Here is an 18,086-nt window from a genome sequence, read left to right on the forward strand (position 1 = left end):
GGCACCAGAAATCAAAGCTAGTCCTAGTTAATGACATATCAATTAACATTAAATGAAGTTATTGCTAAGAAAAATTAATTCAACAACACCTATAAAGAGAAACAGGTTAACTTCAGGGTAAAAACAAAGCAATCGATCAAAAATAAACCACACATTAAAAAGGCGTTTCAAAACAGCAACATCTACGTAACAAAAACTTAAAGAAAATAATTACCAGCACAATAAAAAAGAAACATTTCTGAAATAAAACCTACCTATTATTGCGCCGCAACAACGAATTAATTTTTTTCAAGGCAATAATTTTGAAAGTTTTAAAATCCATTTTATTACCAACTTTAACTGCAGTTTCATTAATTGCTACAAATCACTCTTACGCTAATAACTCTCTTTTATTGGGCGAAGGGGTTAATCTAATTGCAGTTAATGGCGAAGAAATTAATTCAGACAGTTTATTCAGCAGTAGTACAAAGCATAATCTGCCAAATGGTTTAAATCAGATCCTCGTTGATTACACTGCTGAAATAAAAAAAGGCGATGACTTTGAACTAGAGAAAACTAAAGCCTTTGTCTTACTTTTCGAAAGCAGTGATACAAAAATCACTTTATCAGCACCGCTGTTCGAAAGAATCAAAGATTTAAAAGAGTTCGAAAAGAATAAGAATTGGACATTAAAAAATAGCGCCAATCAAAACATCAGCTATAAGGTCGACACTATTGAGAATAGTGGATTCCAATTAAGCCGTGATTTCGAAGAAGAATTAGCAAAATTCAACAGAGGCAACTCTGTTGCTGCTTTACCCAAAAGCAAAATAAATATCCCAAATAACATCAATAACAAAGAAACAAAAAACGATGTTATTAAAAAAGAAAATATGGCAATGGAAATGCTTATTTACTGGTACAACCAGGCAGACCTTAACACTAGAAAATCATTCAAAGAACTTATTAAAAACAAATAAGTTTCTACAAGTTTATAACCCTATACTAAAACTCCTTGGAGAGAAGACATGAAAAAGCTGATCCTGGCTTCTGCTATTGCTGCTATTGCTGCTAACACTGCTACTGCAGCGACTGTTTATGAAAATAAAGGCCTGACGTATAAAATCAAAGGTGACTGGCAGGTTCAGTTGCGTGACAACGCTAGCAAAACTAAAGATACTGAAGTGGAATTTGATGATTTAGAAATCAAAAACACTATCACTTATGATCTAGGTAACGACCTACAAGCATTTGGTCAGGTAGATTTCGGTTTCAAAAACGAAGCTGAAGGCAAAAATACAGAAAACCTAGAAGAAGCTTACCTAGGCCTAAAAGCTCACAACGTATCTGTTGCTGTGGGTAAGATGGATAAAGCGATTGATGATTTCGCTATCGAAGGCATGATCGAAGAATACACTGGTGAATCTATCTTTGATGCAACGGGTAGCACTGATGGCGATGACGTAATTCGCGTTGATGCGGAATTCGACAATGTAACACTAGCGGTATCCCACGAACTAGAAGCAGATGGCGAAGGCAGCGATGACGGCGAGTCTACAGAACTATTCGTATCTGCTGATCTAGGTGTTGTTACGCTAGGTGCTGGTTACCAGACTCTAGAAAACACCAACACAGGTGACGAAGAAGACAAAGATCTTTGGGGCGTGAGCGCTCAGTTCGATGCAGGTTTCGCTGAGTTTGTAGTTGACTACGGTGAAGCAGAAAATAATCTTTCTGCTAACAGCGATGAAGAGTTTTTCCACATTGGTGCTTCTTTCAAAGCTTCAGCTACAACTAAAATCACAATTGGTCATTCTGAACTAGAACGAGATGGCGCATCTGACAAAGAACAAACTTACGCTAATGTTGTGTACAAGTTCCCAGCTCAGAAAAATGTTCGTCTATTCGCTGAGATCAGTGACGTTGATGAAGATGGTCAAGATCTAGATATGGATATTCTTGCTGGTATCCGCATCAAGTTCTAAGAAGTTTAAGCATCAACTTGTCCCCCCCTTCAGACAAGTTGATGCTAAAAACTTTGGGCCCAGTTTTTACTGGGCCTTTTTAGTTGCTATAGATCTATTCGAAAGAGACAATAAACGCCTACTACACGGAAGGCGTCATATATGTCATCAGTTGATTCCAAAACTGAATCTTGGCTCGATACAGCTAAAATCTATCTTCACCCTAGAGCAATCACACTCCTGTTTTTTGGTTTCTCTTCTGGCCTTCCTATTTTGCTCGTCTTTGGCACATTATCTTTTTGGCTTCGTGAAGCTGGCGTTGAACGGAGTTTAATCACCTATTTTTCCTGGGTTGGTTTAGCCTATGGTTTCAAATGGCTTTGGGCCCCCTTAGTTGATCGCTTAAGCCTCCCTTTCTTATCAACTTGGCTTGGTAGGCGCAGAAGCTGGTTATTACTTTCGCAGATCCTGCTAGTCATCGGTTTAACAGGGCTTGCCTTCTCCAATCCCCATGAAAACCTTCAATATATGGCCCTGTTAGCTCTGGTGGTTGCTTTTAGTTCCGCTACCCAAGATATTGTGATTGATGCCTATCGCATAGAATCGGCAGGCGAACGTTTACAAGCCGCCATGGCCGCTACTTATATGGCCGGCTATCGTATTGCGATGATTGTGGCGGGTGCTGGTGCACTTGCTATTGCGGCGTGGACCTCAATTTCACCTGCAAGCTATGACATCAATTCATGGAAGTATGCCTACTTAATCATGGCGGCTTTAATGTCTGTGGGAATGATGACTACGTTTTTAGTAAAAGAACCAGCTTCTGTTGAGATGGACACTGAAACGCTTGAACAACAACAAAAAATTATTGAATTTACTCAACGTAATGCGCACCTTCCCAATTTTCTATCTCGCTTCTTAGGCTGGGCTTATATAGCGATTGCTTGCCCATTTATCGACTTTATACGTCGTTACGGTATGCAGGCCCTTATTATTCTTGCGTTAATTGGTACTTACCGAATTTCTGACGTTATCCTTGGAATTATCGCTAATGTTTTCTATGTCGATATGGGCTTTACTAAGGAAGAGATAGCGCAAATCATCAAAATTTATGGCGTAGTTATGACCATCGTCGGCGCAGGGCTAGGCGGTATTCTGGTGAATCGCTTTGGCGTGAGAAAGATCCTGTTCTTAGGCGCGCTGTTAGTTTCCCTCACCAATCTTCTATTTGCTTGGCTAGCAACCCTCGGTAATGACACCACAGCACTTACAATCGTTATCTCTCTGGATAACTTGAGTGGCGGTATCGCTACCGCGGCCTTTGTCGCCTACCTATCTAGCCTGACAAATATTCAATACTCAGCTACACAATATGCTCTTTTCAGTTCGATGATGCTGCTATTCCCTAAATTTCTTGGCGGCTTCTCTGGTGGCTTTGTCGATAGCTTTGGCTACCCCTGGTTCTTCACTGCCGTTGCGATCATAGGTCTACCCGTATTGATATTGATCTGGATCAGCCCAAGAAATTAAATGTAAATCATTATCATTTACATACATATAAATCTAGGTTACTCTTCTTAGCACTTAACAAGGAGGGATATACCGATGACTTATATGATTGATGCTTGGTTTGAACGTAACAACCCTTACCTGAGAGTCATTCACCGCTCTACGGGAATTTCAGTCGTTAATTGGCAAGGCGATACGCTAACCAGCAAATTACAAAGCGGGGCTATCTGCGTAGATGACTTTGAAGCTACACCTTCGCAGGATCTGGTCAAAGAGATCTTTCTTCTGGATTGCTTAGAACAAGATTAGTCAGGTGAAAACTCGTTCACCTGACTTTGTTGAGGCAGTAACAGGTAGGTTTAGTCGCGGAAGTTATTAAACTGCAGAGGTAATTCCAGATCTGCTTCGCGCAGCATCGCCATTACACTTTGCAAGTCATCGCGTTTCTTGCCTGTTACTCGCACCTGCTCACCCTGCACCTGCGCCTGCACCTTTAGCTTGGCATCTTTAATTAATTTTACAATTTTTTTAGCCAATGGCTGATCTAGGCCTTGCTTAAGAATCACTTCCTGACGTGCACGCATATTAGCTTTTTCTGGATCTTTAATTTCTAAGCAACGAATATCAATTTTGCGGCCGGTCATCTTAGTTTTAAGCACATCCATCATCTGCTGCAGCTGAAAATCAACTTCTGCCTGCAAAGTCACGGTAGATTCAGTTTGCTCAAACCTCGCATCAACACCTTTAAAATCGTAACGCATCTGCAGTTCACGGTTAGACTGGTCAACAGCGTTGGTAACTTCGTGTAAGTCTAGTTCAGAGACAATATCGAATGATGGCATGAGGCTTCTCCCTATTTTTTTGCCGATTCTAGCTGACCTTCACCTCCATTTCACGTCACAATAGAGCGATAATAGGATCCACAATACTGAAGATTAAGAGAATTAAGTATGAAAGAGAGATGGCACATACTTGGCGCTGGCGCAATTGGTAATTTATGGGCCTGTAATCTCATTTCTGCGGGTTTCCCCGTCACTCTTATTTTGCGTAATTCGGCTAAGCTTTCTCGATTTAAAGCAAACAATGGCATTCAATTAGCAGATCAAAGGCATAGTTGCGAAGCTGAGCTACCCAATGATTCGTCGTTAATCCAACAACTGTTTATCACGACCAAATCCACTGATACTCAAACTGCTTTCAACTCGATCAAACATCGACTGGCAGATGACGCACATGTTGTTGTGCTGCAAAATGGTATGGGCAGCCAACAATGGATAACAGGCCAATTACCAAATGCTGAAGTTGCCTGGGCATCAACAACAGATGGGGCATGGTTAAAATCTGAGTTCACCGTTGTACATGCCGGTAAAGGAACCACTCGAATCGGATCACCCGATAAAAAGCTAAATTGGTTCGAGCACTTGAACAGTGGTTTCTTAGATGTACAACCTGATACAGAAATAGCTACAACCTTGTGGCGCAAGCTAGCGATTAACTGCGCTATAAACCCTTTAACCGCGATCTTCGACTGTAAAAATGGCGAGTTAGTTAGCAACCCTAACTATTTAAATGAGATGGTATTAATCTGCAATGAGGTAGAAAAGGTCGCAACTGCACTTAATCTCGAGCTATTTGATGGCCCTTTAATTGACCATGCTTGTCAGGTAGCAGAATTAACCGCAAATAATTTTTCCTCGATGAACCAAGATGTGAAACATGGCCGTATAAGTGAGATTAATCAGATCACCGGCTATCTATGTGAGCAAGCAGACAAACTAGATCTCACGGTGGATATCAACAAGTACTACCTGGAAAAAATTAGGGAATTACATCCTCATAGTGATGCCTAATCCAGTGGTTGCCTTCTCTAGGAGCAGTAATGAGTAACAGGCTTAGTAAGATCTATACGCGTTCTGGCGATCAAGGCCAAACCGGATTAGCAAATGGCGAACGTGTATCTAAGACCGATCTCAGAATAGAAGTGATCGGCACGGTTGATGAACTTAATAGTGCAATAGGCATAGTGATCGCAATCCTGCCTTCAGATGAATCAATTACGAAACTGCTGCGAACCATACAGCACCAGCTATTTGATCTTGGCGGCGAGTTAGCAATTGCAGACCCTAGCTATGTCGTTATTACTCCGACAGAGATAGAATACCTAGAGGAACAACTGGACTTACTGAACTCAGAGGTGCCGCCTTTGAAGGAGTTTATTCTCCCAGGAGGAACACTTTCAGCCAGTTATACCCATTTAGCGCGTAGTATTTGCCGACGCGCTGAAAGACGAATCATAGCACTACTTCAAGATGAGTCAGCTCAGGTAAATCCTAACTCTGGTATTTATCTAAATAGGCTGTCCGATCTGCTTTTTGTGGCAAGCAGAATAATAGTGTTAAGGCAGGGCGGTGAAGAGATTCTTTGGCGATCCAAAGAAGTTAGATAATACAACTCACCTAATGGGAGTAATAAAAATGAGAGCGCTGTTTTTTTCTGCGTTAATGCTACTAACACCTACAGTTTTTGCTGACTGCTCAACAGATCAAACCATCTGTGAAGCTAAATGTTCAGTGAAACACTTTACCGACGACGCTGCAGAACTAGGCTGTAAATCAAAATGTGTAGCGCAACGTGCAATGTGCTCCACCGAATCTGGTGCTAAAACCGTTGTAGAGAAAGGTGGTGAGGTTATCGAAGATGGCGTTGAAGTGAGTAAAGACGTTATCGATGATGGCGTAGAGATCAGCAAAGAAGCTTGGGAAGATACTAAATCATTTGTAAAAGGCATGACTGAATAGTCATGCCGTTTGTCTAGCTTTACTGTCAGCGTACATTAAAGCTAGACGCGTTTGGGTAGAGAACTGGTTAAACGTATTAAAATCCTCTTCTGATACTGGACCACGCCCTTTTAAGCGATCCGCATATAGCATACCAATTACCCGTTTTCCCATAGTTAACGGTATCAATACAAACCCTTGGCAACCTACCTGCTTAACAAAGTTTGGTGGTAATCGCTTATCCCAGCCATCTTCATCCAGATCATTGACAAGTAAAGTCACTTGTTTAGCTAGAACCTTAAAGAAAAGATCATCTGCCTTGCCCGATTTATCCCTTTCAAAATAAGTTTGCAGTGGATCTAGCTCATCACCTTCAATAATTTTTACCGAAAGGTGTGTGTTAGATTTGCTGAGCAGACAAAGCATACTGCGATCAAACTGCCCGCATTCACCAATAGCTTCAACGACTAATTTGAAGACTTCGTGAATTTTTCCATCAGCAGCGATCAATTCAGTTAGCTGATTGAGGTAACTTAGTTGCTTAGAGTTTCGCTTCGATTCAGCAGCAGTCGGCGATGATTTATCTTCAATACTTTCAGTTTGCTCGACCTCTTCCAGCTCCACTTCATTATGAGCCAAGAAAGATAGCTGACGCACCATATCATCTTTAGCAACATTACCTGTCTCTGAATAATCAGGAATAAGAGAGCGAGCTTTTAACCCATAATTACGGCTGACTTTAGCTACTCGCTGAAAGCACTGTAGAGTGATTTCTCCAACATCATCAAACGGAATATCACCAACAAGAGATACAGCATCTACAACCTTATCGTAGGGCTGCTCATTATTTTGATCTTGCCCATAAAGCTGCTGGACTAAACCATGACTCAGCGTAGGTAAGGTCGCCAACAAATTACTTTTCTCATCAATATGAGCTAAATCAACAGGCGCCATTGTATTCAATATTTGCTTTGGATATCCCCAACCTGCAGCCAACTCTCTACCTAATTCGCTAAAGCTCATACCCAGCACTTCAGCTTGAATGCGTGGCCACTTTTTATCTCCCCTTTCCTTCAACCTAAGCATTTTTCGATATTGCTCCGGTAAGGTACAAGCCACCATGATTTCCCCTAATCCAAATAATAATGAAGCCATATAAGCTTCTTCTGGATCGACTGTCTTTCGACTTTTAAGCGCAAGTTCTTTAGCCATATTGGCACTCAAGAACTGCCGCATCATCATCCCAGGCACATCCAGATCGGGATTTTCATCATGAAAGCTTTCAATCAGTTTAAGGGTCAAACTGATATTTTTAATTTGATTAAAACCGAGTAATACCACTGCACGTGATACCACCGTGATATCTCCTTGGCCTCGTTTGTAAACAGGTGAATTCGCGAGTTTAATCAGTTTGGCAGATAAGCCTGTATCTTTCATGATGGCCATAGCTAAAGCCATAGCATCACTTTCCTCAGAAGCGCTGATCTGCTGTATACGATTGACCGTTGCACTAAACACTGGCAGATCGCCTAGACGATCAAGGCTCCGGTGAATATTTTTAAGCGTTTCGGTGTATTTCATTCGTTATCCTATACGACAGAATCAGGTAGCGGCCGGATATTACTACTTAATAACTGTGGCCAACATTGTTTTGCGTCATGATCAAACCTCAGTTTCGCAAAATGTGCATAATCAATCGCAATTCGGCTCCAACGATCGGCATTAATGCCCAACATATCCCCGATCAGGCACCGAATCACCCCACCATGAGTAACAACTAATACCTTTTTTTCAGATAATTGCAGCAACCGCTCTTTAACCATAGCTATTCGTTGCTTAAATTGCTGAATAGTTTCACCATTTGGTGCAGGATAATCCTGCGGAGCTTGCCAAAACTTATCTGCTGCGACGGGGTTCTCACTATAAACCTGCTCAAAACTGACGCCATCCCAGTCACCAAAGTCCAACTCTTGTAATTCATCCCAGACTTGTAACTCGATTTGCCGTGAATTGGCTAACCAGCTCGCACTCTCCAAAGCCCTCTTTAACGGCGAACTCACAACTAAGTCCCACTCACCATTAGCTAAAACAGATTCACAAGTAGATCTACCTTTTTCAGACAAAGGACTATCGGTACGGCCTAAATAGACGCCTTTAAGTGCAGGCTCACCATGTCGGAACAGATCAACGAACAGAGTATTCAAAAAAGATCCTTACTATAGGTTTTAGTCCGACTTTTCACTCACACCAGCACTAGAGAATGTCGCCATCTGTTTATGCAACAAACATGCTGTTTGAATAACATTTACCGCCGTTGCAGCGCCGCTGCCCTCACCAAGGCGCATATCCAACGCTAACAAAGGCTCAGCAGACATGGCAACAAGTACTTTATGATGAAATTTTTCCGCAGATTGATGACCAAAGATCATCCAGTCTTTAGCTAAGGGGCAAATGATACTGGCCATATATGCAGCCGCAGTGCTGATAAACCCATCCACCACAACCGTAATACCTTCCCTTGCTGCCGTCAGATAAGCGCCAACCATCGCGACAATTTCAAAACCGGCTAATGATTGAAGCAACTCAAAGGGAGAATCGCCTGTGCACAGGTGTAACTTAAGCGCCTGATCGATCACAGCCGTTTTATGTTCGAGCGCGTCACCTGATACGCCTGTCCCTGCTCCAACTACTTCTTGAGCTGTTAGGTTCATTGCCGCGGCCAAAACTGTAGCAGCAACCGTTGTATTCCCTATACCCATCTCACCAGCGATAAAGAGTTGAGCTCCCGACGATTTAGCTCTTAAAACCGCCTCCCGTCCCACATTAAGCGCAGTAACCAATTGCTCACTGCTCATCGCTTGGCTCTTGGAAATATCAGAACTTTGCGAAGCGATTACTCGATTAAGCACATTGTGATGTTCAACAGGCACCACCGTCCCTAAATTAATCACCTCAAACTGTGCTTGCAGTTGCTTAGCTAAAACAGCGATTGCCGCGCCGCCTTCTGCGAAATTCAGAATCATTTGCGATGTAACTTCTTGTGGAAACGCGGATACATTCTGAGCAGCCACACCATGATCTGCAGCAAAAATAGAGATGCTTACACGATCTGCCGAAGGTAATGGCTGCGCCTGCATAGCAGCCATTTGCACAGCTATTTTTTCCAGTACACCTAAAGAGCCGGGGGGTTTAGTTAGGTTTGCTTGATGAGATAAAGCAGCTTGTTCAGTTTCAACGTTTAAAGGTTTAGCTTTAATCTGCGACCATTCCTGCAAATTCACTTAACATCTCCTTTAACAGCCATTGGGATACCCGCCACCGTTAACGTCACCACTTCCACTACGGCAGCCAAATCTTGATGCAATCGACCGGTATTATCTTGAAATTGACGACTCAATTCGCCCATAGGGACAATGCCCCAACCGACTTCATTTGAAACCAGTATTAAGTCCCCTTCAAAATCATCAACAGCAGCAGATAGCGCCTTCATGCCTTCCTGCATAGCTTCCAAACCTTTTAATAACAGATTGGTTAACCACAGAGTCAAACAATCAACTAAGACCGTTTTTCCCTTACCACTCAAACTATCGAGTGCATCCGGTAAGTCAAAAGGGATCTCTAGTATCTCCCATTCGCTCGGTCGATTCTGACGATGGAGTTCAATACGCTGCTCCATCTCCGAGTCTTGTGCTTGAGCGGTAGCGATATACACAACAGGCTGGCCCGTAGCGGTAGCTCTTTCTTGCGCCACCTGACTTTTACCGGACCTGGCACCACCTAAAATTAACTGTCGCACTGAAATTCCTCGTCAAAAACTCGTTGTCAGATCAATAAAATGAACGTTAACACTTCTTTAAAATGTATCTTTAATACACATTTAATAATTCTTAGTGTAGATTATAACACTGCTGATATAAGCGGCGGAGAGATCCCATGATCCAACTACAAGAAAGGCGCACCCCGTCTCCCTTTTCACTTTTTAATTTGGCATTTCGCCCATTTTTCTTAGGTGGCGCACTCTCAGCCATACTTTTAATGGCTGCATGGCTAGTTATCTATAGTGGCGGCATTCAGCCTCACCACTATAACTATGGGGTATTCTGGCATGCCCACGAAATGCTATTTGGTTTCTCTCTAGCAATCATCGCCGGCTTTTTAATGACCGCTGTTAAGACATGGACTAACGTGCAAACCCTTTACAGCTGGCCTCTCGCGGCACTTTTTTTACTCTGGTTTAGTGCGCGTTTAATGCCCTTATTCACAGTGATCGAACCTTGGTTGATCGCTGTCACTGATTTAGCCTTCGCGCCTATGGTGGCCGCTTGCGTGGCTTGGCCAGTTATTAAGTCTAGAAACTATCGTAATTTGATGTTTGTGCCACTCCTGCTTGGCTTCTTTGTAGCCAATCTACTCATGCACCTGCAACTACTTGGCTACACTGAGACAACAGCATCTAAAGGTATTCAACTAGGCCTGTTTTTAGTCATCATGGTCATAAGTATCTTAGGTGGACGCGTTATTCCATTTTTTACCGAACGCGGAGTTGAAGGCGTAAAAGTCACAAAACATGCTTGGCTGGAGAAAGCGATTATTCCCCTAACTGCGATTTGGGTTCTTTTAAGCCTGACAGAGATTAAGCCTCTAATTATTGGCATCAGCCTATTAGTGGGATTCGCTAACCTTATTCGGGTTGCAGGCTGGTTCGATAAACGGATTTTTGCGGTACCCTTGGTGTGGATTCTTCAGTTTGGCTACCTGTTTGTAGCGTTGGGTTTTATCCTTTATAGCCTAAGTTTACTGGATCTAATTAGCACTTCGATTGCTTACCACGCCTTTGCTGCTGGAAGTATTGGGGGGTTAACACTGGGAATGATGGCGCGTGTTTCTTTGGGACACACAGGTCAACCTCTTAAAGTCGGACCGCTCATCATTACTGCCTTTATATTGATGCTATTAGCCGCAGCTGTGCGATTAAGCGTGGGGCTATTACCTCTTTCTTACCTCACAACGCTGCACTTATCTGGCACGCTATGGATGCTCTCTTGGGTACTATTCCTAATTATTTACACCCCAATTCTGATAAAACCTCGATTAGATGGCTTATACGGATAGTTCAGCCTTCGATCTAATCAGCCCATAAAAAAACGGCTCTAACATAGAGCCGTTTTTTTTCAATTAAACTGTAGATTACTTAGCTATTTAGATCTACAACCACTCGACCTTTAACTTGGCCATTGGTGATACGTTCAGCATAGTCAGGTAATTCATTTAGCGCGATGATTTGAGCAATATCACCCACAGCATTATCAGGTAATTGTGCTTGTAGCCTTTTCCAAGCTTCTTGACGACGCTCATAAGGGCACATCACCGAATCAACCCCTTGTAAACGAACATTGCGAAGAATAAAAGGCATAACCGTTGTTGGTAGTTTAAAGCTTGCAGCAAGACCACATGCTGTTACAACACCGCCATAATCGGTTTCAGATAGAATTCTACCTAAGATATTATCACCCACAGTATCAACCGCACCGGCCCAGCGCTGTTTCTCTAGAGGCCTTGCTGGCTCTGCCATCTCCTCTCGACTTACAATCTCTGAAGCACCTAAGCCTTTAAGATAGCCCTCTGTTTCAGGGCGCCCCGTAATCGCTGTCACTTGATAACCAAGCCCAGCCAAGATTGCTACTGCAACACTACCTACACCACCAGCGGCCCCACTAACAATGACTGGACCTTTATCAGGTGTAACACCGCCCTCTTCCAAAGCCATGATGCATAACATTGCAGTTAAACCTGCTGTACCAATCTGCATAGTACGAACAGGATCCATGCCTTCAGGCAGAGGCACTAACCAATCTGCATTTAGGCGAGCATACTCGGAAAATCCACCCCAATGGTTTTCTCCTACCCCCCAACCTGTCAGTACAACTTTATCGCCTTTTTGATAACGATCATCAGCACTCTCTTCTATTGTGCCAACTAAATCGATGCCCGGTACCATAGGAAAGTTGCGAATAATTTTGCCCTTGCCTGTAATGGCTAAACCATCTTTGTAGTTTAACGAGGAGTAATCGACTTTAACCAAAACATTCTGATCTGGTAATTGATCCAAACTCAATTCCGTCACTTCTGCTACAGTCTTACCGTCGTTTTGATTTAACACGAGCGCTTTGAACATGCCGATCTCCCAACTTATTTATCTATTTGTCATACAAATATAAAATAGATTTTTATATGATACAAGCTATGATGTTATTGTTTCAGTTTATGTAGAATAGCTTATTCGTAGTATTAGCAATCCTATGGAGTAATACGTGAGCCTAGAAGTAGCCCCGATCAATAAGTCCAGCTTGTCTAAACAAGTCGCTGACCAATTACAGGAAGCGATTTTAGATGGCTCTCTAAAAGCAGACGATCGCCTTCCTACAGAAGGTGAACTAGCTGAACGCTTTCACGTATCGCGCCCTACGGTTCGAGAAGCACTCAAGCGCTTAGCTGCTAAGAACTTAATTCGTTCACGCCGAGGGCCTACTGGCGGCACGTTCGTAAACCACTTAGGTGCTGAAGAGCTCAGTGACCAGATGACTACCGCTGCAACCCTGTTTGTCAGCATGAATCAGATATCTTTAACTGAGGTGAGTAGCACTCGATTAGAGTTAGAAAGCTTATGCTGCCAACACGCCTGCGCAAATAGGTCCGAACAAGACCTAGAAAAACTGCGAGCTGAATTAAATTATCAATCCAATACCAATATCAGCCCTGAAGATTTCTGTGCCGCTGATGTTCGCTTTCATCGCGCTATAGCCGATGCAAGTGGTAACCGTATGCTAAGTTTTGTGATGTATTCGTTGATCGAGGCTCTGCAACCGGTTGCTAACATGATTGCTTACCGTTTCCGCGAAAGAGAAATTATCTTAGGGCAACATCGTAGACTACTAGGTGCGATTGAAGATCGAGATATCAATTTAGCTAAAGCTATCATCAAGGAACAGATTGAGTATCTCGATCAGTTACATTGCGAGGCCCAGTCCTCTCATCAAAAAGCGGCAGAACAAAGCGCCTTAAAGTGATGATACGGATAAATTCGACCAATCTATAGTTCATTTATCTGCCGATAAAGTCGAAAATTATTTATTATAGGCAGGAATAGATAATTGATTTATCCTTGCACAAAGCTCGCAAAGATCCCTTGATGCTGTACCTTATAAAATAATTCAGGCTCTCTTTGTCAGCACCTAATTCAAATTAAAATGCCAAGTTTATAAGGAGTTTTTGTGGAAAACGTTTGGCTTATTAGTATTGCAGCCCTTGTTGTTGGCGCCGTAATTGGTTTTTTGATGGGACGTTCTGGCGGAGACGCACAACGTCAAGCAGAACTTGCTGAAAAACTTGAAAGCACCCAAAAAGAACTAGACAGCTACAAGAACGAAGTAACTGAACACTTTGAAAAAACAGCAGCGCTAGTTAACAACCTGACTAACAGCTACAAAGATGTTCACGAACATCTTGCTACTGGCGCGCAAGGCTTATGTCAGCCAGGAAGCGTTGATCTAGCCATTGAACCCTCTTTGACTCCGAAACTAGAAAGCGAAGCAGAAGAACCTTCAGCTGAAGCTGAAGCAAAACCAGCTACCGACACAGAACAAGCAGAAAGCTCTTCAGAACCACCTAGAGATTACGCACCTAAATCACCTGAAGATGAAGGTACGTTATCTGAAACTTTTGGTTTGAAAGAGGAACAGGAAACTAAAGAGGAAGAGCAGGTTCCTGCTGATGCGCCTAGCAATGTAGACGCAGAAACAGCAGAGCCTAAAGCAAAAGCTTAAACTGGATTGTCTATATCGATAAACTGGTGCTGAAGCCCAAATTTCAGCGCCAGCTCTTCACCTAATGCCTTAGCACCATAACGCTCCGTTGCATGATGACCTGCAGCAAAGTAGTGAATACCATTCTCTATCGCACTGTGGAAGGTTGGTTCTGAGACCTCACCAGAGATAAAAGCATCCAAGCCCTGCTCTATCGCCTTCTCGATATAACCTTGGGCACCGCCCGTACACCACCCAATCTTTTTAATAGGATGGTCTCCGCCTTTAAGAAGTAGAGGCTTACGTTTTAAAATCGCCTCTATATGATCAGCAAACCCTTCTGCAGAAATAGCCTCAGCTAATTCACCCGTGTTTCCAATACTACGAGGATTACCAAGTTCTAAAGCCCCAAAACCCTCGATTCCTAAAAGCTTAGCCAGTTGAGCATTGTTGCCGATCTCAGGGTGCGCATCTAATGGCAGATGATAAGCAAGCAAGCTTATATCATTATCTAGCAAGGCTTTGATGCGACGTTTTTTAATCCCTGTAATACAGCTATTCTCTCCTTTCCAAAAAAAGCCATGATGCACTAACAATACATCAGCCTTTTCATCGACAGCTCTATCTATCAAAGCTTGAGAAGCCGTTACACCAGATATAACTTTACTAATATCGCTACGCCCTTCCACTTGCAATCCATTCGGACAGTAATCTTTAAATTGGTTTGGCTCTAAGCGCTGATCTATATATGCAATTAGATCTGATAGTTTTACCGACATTCTTCTGTTATCCATTCACAAAGGGAATATTAATCGTATAATTCTAAGCTTGTTTATGGCGTTTCGACTATACACTCATGCGTAAATTTAACTTTCTTTTCTGGCCTATTCTCTCAGGCGTGCTTGTCGCCATTCTTCTTTTACAAGTCTTTCCAGATCTATTAGATAGCTCAAACTCTACCATTGAGTTCCGTGAAGCCCGTAACAACACGGTTCTGCAAGGAAATATTGGTCCTGTATCTTACGCAGATGCTGTAGAAGTCGCTGCCCCTGCAGTTGTTAATATCTACACCCAAACAGTTGTTAGACAGAATGTACACCCTCTCTTCAATGATCCTTTTTTCCGCAACTTCTTTGATTCCGACAGCATTCCACAACGAGAACGGGTTCAGTCCAGCCTAGGCTCTGGTGTAATTCTTAGCTCTCAAGGTTATATAGTTACAAACAATCATGTAATTTCGGGTGCCGATAGTATTATCGTTGCTTTAAAAGATGGGAGAGAAGCTGCCGCAGAAGTCATCGGTACAGACCCGGAAACAGACTTAGCCGTTTTAAAGGTTACATTGGATAACTTACCAAGTATTACTCTCGGCCAAACTGAAAATTATCGCGTTGGGGATGTAGTCCTAGCCATCGGCAACCCATTTGGTGTTGGGCAAACCGTAACTATGGGCATAATCAGTGCCACGGGCCGAAACAGTGTCGGCCTGAATACATATGAAGACTTTATACAAACAGATGCGGCCATCAATCCGGGTAACTCTGGCGGTGCTTTGATTGATGCCTTTGGCAATCTGATTGGTATTAATACCGCAATTTTCTCTAAATCAGGTGGCTCTCAAGGCATAGGCTTTGCAATTCCATCAGACCTAACCAAGCAAGTGATGCTGGACTTAATACAGCACGGTCGCGTTGTTCGCGGTTGGTTGGGCATTGAGATACAAGAGCTTACGCCTAGCCTAGCTGAATCATTTGGCCTTAAAAAACTTCAAGGACTTATCATTGCAGGCGTGTTCCGCAACGGCCCAGCCCATATAGCGGGCCTACAACCCGGTGACGTGATGCTGACCATCAATGACAATCCTATTTTGGATGGCCGTAAATCGATGACTCAAATCGCCCGTCTTCGACCAGGTCAGGTAGTCACAGTTAAAGTTCTTAGGGAAGGTAAAGAGCTCTCCTTTGATGCTGAAATTGGCGAACGCCCTAAAAGCCGTAACTAATTTTGCATTACTCAGCAAATAGCTTTTACCCTACAAACAAAAAGGGCCGCCATTTCTGGCAGCCCTTTATCAAAAGTTGTCTAAGTTTTTCAATTAAGACTTAATGCGGTATTCGGCTGAACGAGCATGCGCTGTAAGACTTTCACCGCGCGCAAGTACTGATGCAACTTTACCCATTTCAGAAGCACCATCTTCAGAGAACATGATCAAAGAAGAACGTTTCTGGAAGTCATATACACCTAGAGGAGAAGAGAACCTAGCAGTGCCAGACGTCGGTAAAACGTGGTTAGGACCTGCACAGTAGTCACCTAGTGCCTCAGCTGTATAACGTCCCATAAAGATCGCACCTGCATGACGAATCTTAGGCAATAACGCTTCAGGATCTTCTACAGACAATTCCAAGTGCTCTGGAGCGATACGGTTTGAAACTTCGATCGCTTCATCCATATCTGCAACCTTAATCAGCGCTGCACGAAGACGTAGAGAGGTTTCGATAATCTCTTTACGCTCCATAGTTGGCAACAATTTATTGATGCTGGCTTCTACCGCATCAATGAAGTGTGCATCAGGTGTAACAAGAATTGGCTGCGCATCTTCATCGTGTTCAGCTTGGGAGAAAAGATCCATCGCAACCCAATCAGGGTCAGTCTGGCCGTCGCAAACCACAAGAATTTCTGACGGCCCAGCAATCATATCGATACCAACAGCGCCAAATACCGCACGTTTCGCTGTTGCCACAAAGATGTTACCTGGACCTACAATCTTATCTACTTTAGGTACAGTTGCTGTACCATAAGCTAAGGCTGCAACCGCTTGTGCACCACCAATACAGAAAACGCGATCAACGCCTGATAAACATGCTGCTGCAAGTACCAGCTCGTTAACTTCACCACCTGGTGTTGGCACAACCATAATGATCTCTTCAACACCCGCAACTTTTGCTGGCATTGCGTTCATCAATACTGAAGATGGGTACGCAGCTTTTCCGCCTGGTACATACAGACCAACACGATCCATTGGCGTTACTTTCTGACCTAGCATAGTGCCGTCGGCTTCAGTGTACTGCCACGAATCAACAAGTTGACGCTCGTGGTAGCTACGAACACGCTCAGCAGCAATTTCTAGGGCTTTACGCTGATCTTCAGGAAGATTGTCCAAAGCAGCTTGCAGACGCTCTTTGCTCATCTCAAGCTCAGACATCTCTGAAACAGACGTATTATCAAAACGGTTAGTGTACTCAACAACCGCAGAATCGCCTTCTTGCTCAACACGCTGAAGGATCTCATTGACGATCTGATTTACTTTTTCATCAGATACTGCTTCCCACGCAAGCAGTTTATCCATCTGCTGACGGAAATCAGCCTGAGTAGAATCTAGACGTTTAATATTCAAATCAGTCATGATTACGCTTCTCCATCACGGCGAGCAATTGCATCAGCTAATTTATCTAAGATCGGTTGGATCTGACGGTGCTTCATCTTCATTGAAGGCTGACCAACAACCAAACGTGAGCTGATATCCGCAATCTCTTCCATCGGCTCTAGACCGTTAGCTCGCAAAGTATTACCTGTATCTACGATATCAACGATGCGATCAGCTAAGCCCATTAGGGGTGCTAATTCCATAGCTCCATAAAGCTTGATGATATCGACCTGACAACCCTGTTTGGCAAAGTAGTCACGGGTCACATTGACAAACTTACTAGCAACTTTCATTCGACCTTCAACTGGCTTAGCCCCTTTCATACCTGCAACCATAAGCTTGCACTTAGAGATTTTCAGATCCAAAGGCTCATACAAACCAACAGCACCATGCTCAAGCAGAACATCTTTACCTGCGATACCCATATCCGCGCCACCGTACTCAACATAAGTCGGTACGTCTGTAGCACGAATGACAACCAATTTGATGTTGTCATGGTTTGTATCAAAAATCAGTTTACGGCTGCTATGAATATCCTCTGCCGGCACAATGTCAGCTTCCGCCAATAAAGGCAGAGTTTCTTTGAGGATACGTCCCTTGGACAGTGCAATCGTTAGTTGCTGCTTCATAG

20 protein-coding genes are annotated in these 18,086 nt (G+C 43.2%); 11 read left to right on the top strand and 9 right to left on the bottom strand.

The features are described from left to right. Positions 1-302: 302 nt before the first annotated feature. From ACMXYU_RS12220 to ACMXYU_RS12235, 4 genes are all read left to right on the top strand, one after another. On the top strand, positions 303-959 hold the full coding sequence (locus tag ACMXYU_RS12220) for a DUF2057 family protein (RefSeq protein WP_415898891.1): 657 nt from the start codon (positions 303-305) through the stop codon (positions 957-959). A gap of 48 nt (positions 960-1,007) precedes the next feature. Continuing rightward, positions 1,008-1,964 (top strand): porin, encoded by a 957-nt coding sequence (locus ACMXYU_RS12225; RefSeq protein WP_415898892.1) that lies wholly within the window; start codon positions 1,008-1,010, stop codon positions 1,962-1,964. 141 nt (positions 1,965-2,105) lie between these two features. Continuing rightward, a complete protein-coding gene (locus tag ACMXYU_RS12230) occupies positions 2,106-3,473 on the top strand; it encodes an AmpG family muropeptide MFS transporter (RefSeq protein ID WP_415898893.1) in 1,368 nt (455 codons plus the stop codon). 75 nt (positions 3,474-3,548) lie between these two features. Beyond that, positions 3,549-3,761: a hypothetical protein gene (locus tag ACMXYU_RS12235; RefSeq protein ID WP_415881983.1), complete on the top strand. Its 213-nt coding sequence runs from the start codon at positions 3,549-3,551 to the stop codon at positions 3,759-3,761. A gap of 50 nt (positions 3,762-3,811) precedes the next feature. Here the strand turns inward: ACMXYU_RS12235 and ACMXYU_RS12240 are convergent, their stop codons facing one another. Next, positions 3,812-4,294 carry a YajQ family cyclic di-GMP-binding protein gene (locus ACMXYU_RS12240; RefSeq protein WP_415881985.1) on the bottom strand — a complete coding sequence of 161 codons (483 nt, stop codon included), beginning with the start codon at positions 4,292-4,294 and terminating at the stop codon, positions 3,812-3,814. 108 nt (positions 4,295-4,402) lie between these two features. On the opposite strand from ACMXYU_RS12240, the gene ACMXYU_RS12245 reads away from it, so the two are divergent. The 3 genes from ACMXYU_RS12245 to ACMXYU_RS12255 are packed head-to-tail and all read left to right on the top strand — an operon-like array spanning position 4,403 to position 6,250. Then, positions 4,403-5,302 carry a 2-dehydropantoate 2-reductase gene (locus ACMXYU_RS12245; protein ID WP_415898894.1) on the top strand — a complete coding sequence of 300 codons (900 nt, stop codon included), beginning with the start codon at positions 4,403-4,405 and terminating at the stop codon, positions 5,300-5,302. A 29-nt stretch (positions 5,303-5,331) separates the two neighbouring features. Then, the gene (locus ACMXYU_RS12250) at positions 5,332-5,898 is read left to right on the top strand and encodes a cob(I)yrinic acid a,c-diamide adenosyltransferase (protein ID WP_415898895.1); all 567 of its coding nucleotides are present in this window, start codon (positions 5,332-5,334) and stop codon (positions 5,896-5,898) included. Positions 5,899-5,926: 28 nt separating this feature from the next. Continuing rightward, positions 5,927-6,250, top strand: a complete 324-nt coding sequence (locus ACMXYU_RS12255; protein WP_415898896.1) for a hypothetical protein — start codon at positions 5,927-5,929, stop codon at positions 6,248-6,250. Here the strand turns inward: ACMXYU_RS12255 and ACMXYU_RS12260 are convergent, their stop codons facing one another. Genes ACMXYU_RS12260 through cobU form a run of 4 tightly spaced genes read right to left on the bottom strand, consistent with a single transcriptional unit; the run spans position 6,251 to position 10,025 of the window. After that, a complete protein-coding gene (locus ACMXYU_RS12260; RefSeq protein WP_415898897.1) occupies positions 6,251-7,810 on the bottom strand; it encodes an HDOD domain-containing protein in 1,560 nt (519 codons plus the stop codon). Between the two features lie 8 nt (positions 7,811-7,818). Further along, a complete protein-coding gene (locus ACMXYU_RS12265; RefSeq protein ID WP_415898898.1) occupies positions 7,819-8,433 on the bottom strand; it encodes a histidine phosphatase family protein in 615 nt (204 codons plus the stop codon). 21 nt (positions 8,434-8,454) lie between these two features. Beyond that, a complete protein-coding gene (gene cobT / locus ACMXYU_RS12270) occupies positions 8,455-9,510 on the bottom strand; it encodes a nicotinate-nucleotide--dimethylbenzimidazole phosphoribosyltransferase (RefSeq protein ID WP_415898899.1) in 1,056 nt (351 codons plus the stop codon). Beyond that, complete coding sequence (gene cobU / locus ACMXYU_RS12275) at positions 9,507-10,025, bottom strand: bifunctional adenosylcobinamide kinase/adenosylcobinamide-phosphate guanylyltransferase (protein ID WP_415898900.1); 519 nt, start codon at positions 10,023-10,025, stop codon at positions 9,507-9,509. The genes cobT and cobU overlap by 4 nt, the downstream gene beginning before the upstream one ends. 137 nt (positions 10,026-10,162) lie before the next feature. On the opposite strand from cobU, the gene ACMXYU_RS12280 reads away from it, so the two are divergent. Then, on the top strand, positions 10,163-11,341 hold the full coding sequence (locus tag ACMXYU_RS12280) for an NnrS family protein (RefSeq protein ID WP_415898901.1): 1,179 nt from the start codon (positions 10,163-10,165) through the stop codon (positions 11,339-11,341). A gap of 79 nt (positions 11,342-11,420) precedes the next feature. On the opposite strand, the gene ACMXYU_RS12285 is transcribed toward ACMXYU_RS12280, so the two are convergent. Further along, positions 11,421-12,404, bottom strand: a complete 984-nt coding sequence (locus ACMXYU_RS12285) for an MDR family oxidoreductase (protein WP_415898902.1) — start codon at positions 12,402-12,404, stop codon at positions 11,421-11,423. 136 nt (positions 12,405-12,540) lie between these two features. Between ACMXYU_RS12285 and ACMXYU_RS12290 the strand changes: the two genes are divergently transcribed. Both ACMXYU_RS12290 and ACMXYU_RS12295 read left to right on the top strand, forming a co-directional pair. Continuing rightward, complete coding sequence (locus tag ACMXYU_RS12290; protein WP_415881995.1) at positions 12,541-13,296, top strand: FadR/GntR family transcriptional regulator; 756 nt, start codon at positions 12,541-12,543, stop codon at positions 13,294-13,296. Positions 13,297-13,500: 204 nt separating this feature from the next. Further along, positions 13,501-14,052, top strand: coding sequence for a YhcB family protein (locus ACMXYU_RS12295; protein ID WP_415898903.1), 552 nt, complete (start codon positions 13,501-13,503; stop codon positions 14,050-14,052). Here ACMXYU_RS12295 and ACMXYU_RS12300 read toward each other — a convergent pair. Further along, positions 14,049-14,810, bottom strand: a complete 762-nt coding sequence (locus ACMXYU_RS12300) for a Nif3-like dinuclear metal center hexameric protein (protein WP_415898904.1) — start codon at positions 14,808-14,810, stop codon at positions 14,049-14,051. The genes ACMXYU_RS12295 and ACMXYU_RS12300 overlap by 4 nt on opposite strands. Before the next feature lie 77 nt (positions 14,811-14,887). On the opposite strand from ACMXYU_RS12300, the gene ACMXYU_RS12305 reads away from it, so the two are divergent. Then, on the top strand, positions 14,888-16,033 hold the full coding sequence (locus ACMXYU_RS12305; protein ID WP_415898905.1) for a S1C family serine protease: 1,146 nt from the start codon (positions 14,888-14,890) through the stop codon (positions 16,031-16,033). 93 nt (positions 16,034-16,126) lie between these two features. Here ACMXYU_RS12305 and hisD read toward each other — a convergent pair whose 3' ends face one another. Beyond that, positions 16,127-17,434 (bottom strand): histidinol dehydrogenase, encoded by a 1,308-nt coding sequence (gene hisD / locus ACMXYU_RS12310; RefSeq protein ID WP_415898906.1) that lies wholly within the window; start codon positions 17,432-17,434, stop codon positions 16,127-16,129. A 2-nt stretch (positions 17,435-17,436) separates the two neighbouring features. Then, on the bottom strand, positions 17,437-18,084 hold the full coding sequence (gene hisG, locus ACMXYU_RS12315; RefSeq protein ID WP_415898907.1) for an ATP phosphoribosyltransferase: 648 nt from the start codon (positions 18,082-18,084) through the stop codon (positions 17,437-17,439). Positions 18,085-18,086 lie beyond the last annotated feature (2 nt).

Source organism: Neptuniibacter sp. QD48_11 (assembly GCF_047778095.1).
Lineage (GTDB): Bacteria > Pseudomonadota > Gammaproteobacteria > Pseudomonadales > Balneatricaceae > Neptuniibacter.

Coding starts and splice junctions, on each gene's coding strand:
- ACMXYU_RS12225 (WP_415898892.1), top strand. CDS start 1,008: ATGAAAAAGCTGATCCTGGCTTCTGCTATTGCTGCTATTGCTGCTAAC.
- ACMXYU_RS12240 (WP_415881985.1), bottom strand. CDS start 4,294: ATGCCATCATTCGATATTGTCTCTGAACTAGACTTACACGAAGTTACC.
- ACMXYU_RS12250 (WP_415898895.1), top strand. CDS start 5,332: ATGAGTAACAGGCTTAGTAAGATCTATACGCGTTCTGGCGATCAAGGC.
- ACMXYU_RS12280 (WP_415898901.1), top strand. CDS start 10,163: ATGATCCAACTACAAGAAAGGCGCACCCCGTCTCCCTTTTCACTTTTT.
- ACMXYU_RS12285 (WP_415898902.1), bottom strand. CDS start 12,404: ATGTTCAAAGCGCTCGTGTTAAATCAAAACGACGGTAAGACTGTAGCA.
- hisG (WP_415898907.1), bottom strand. CDS start 18,084: ATGAAGCAGCAACTAACGATTGCACTGTCCAAGGGACGTATCCTCAAA.
- ACMXYU_RS12305 (WP_415898905.1), top strand. CDS start 14,888: ATGCGTAAATTTAACTTTCTTTTCTGGCCTATTCTCTCAGGCGTGCTT.
- ACMXYU_RS12300 (WP_415898904.1), bottom strand. CDS start 14,810: ATGTCGGTAAAACTATCAGATCTAATTGCATATATAGATCAGCGCTTA.
- ACMXYU_RS12255 (WP_415898896.1), top strand. CDS start 5,927: ATGAGAGCGCTGTTTTTTTCTGCGTTAATGCTACTAACACCTACAGTT.
- ACMXYU_RS12230 (WP_415898893.1), top strand. CDS start 2,106: ATGTCATCAGTTGATTCCAAAACTGAATCTTGGCTCGATACAGCTAAA.
- ACMXYU_RS12260 (WP_415898897.1), bottom strand. CDS start 7,810: ATGAAATACACCGAAACGCTTAAAAATATTCACCGGAGCCTTGATCGT.
- hisD (WP_415898906.1), bottom strand. CDS start 17,434: ATGACTGATTTGAATATTAAACGTCTAGATTCTACTCAGGCTGATTTC.
- ACMXYU_RS12245 (WP_415898894.1), top strand. CDS start 4,403: ATGAAAGAGAGATGGCACATACTTGGCGCTGGCGCAATTGGTAATTTA.
- ACMXYU_RS12235 (WP_415881983.1), top strand. CDS start 3,549: ATGACTTATATGATTGATGCTTGGTTTGAACGTAACAACCCTTACCTG.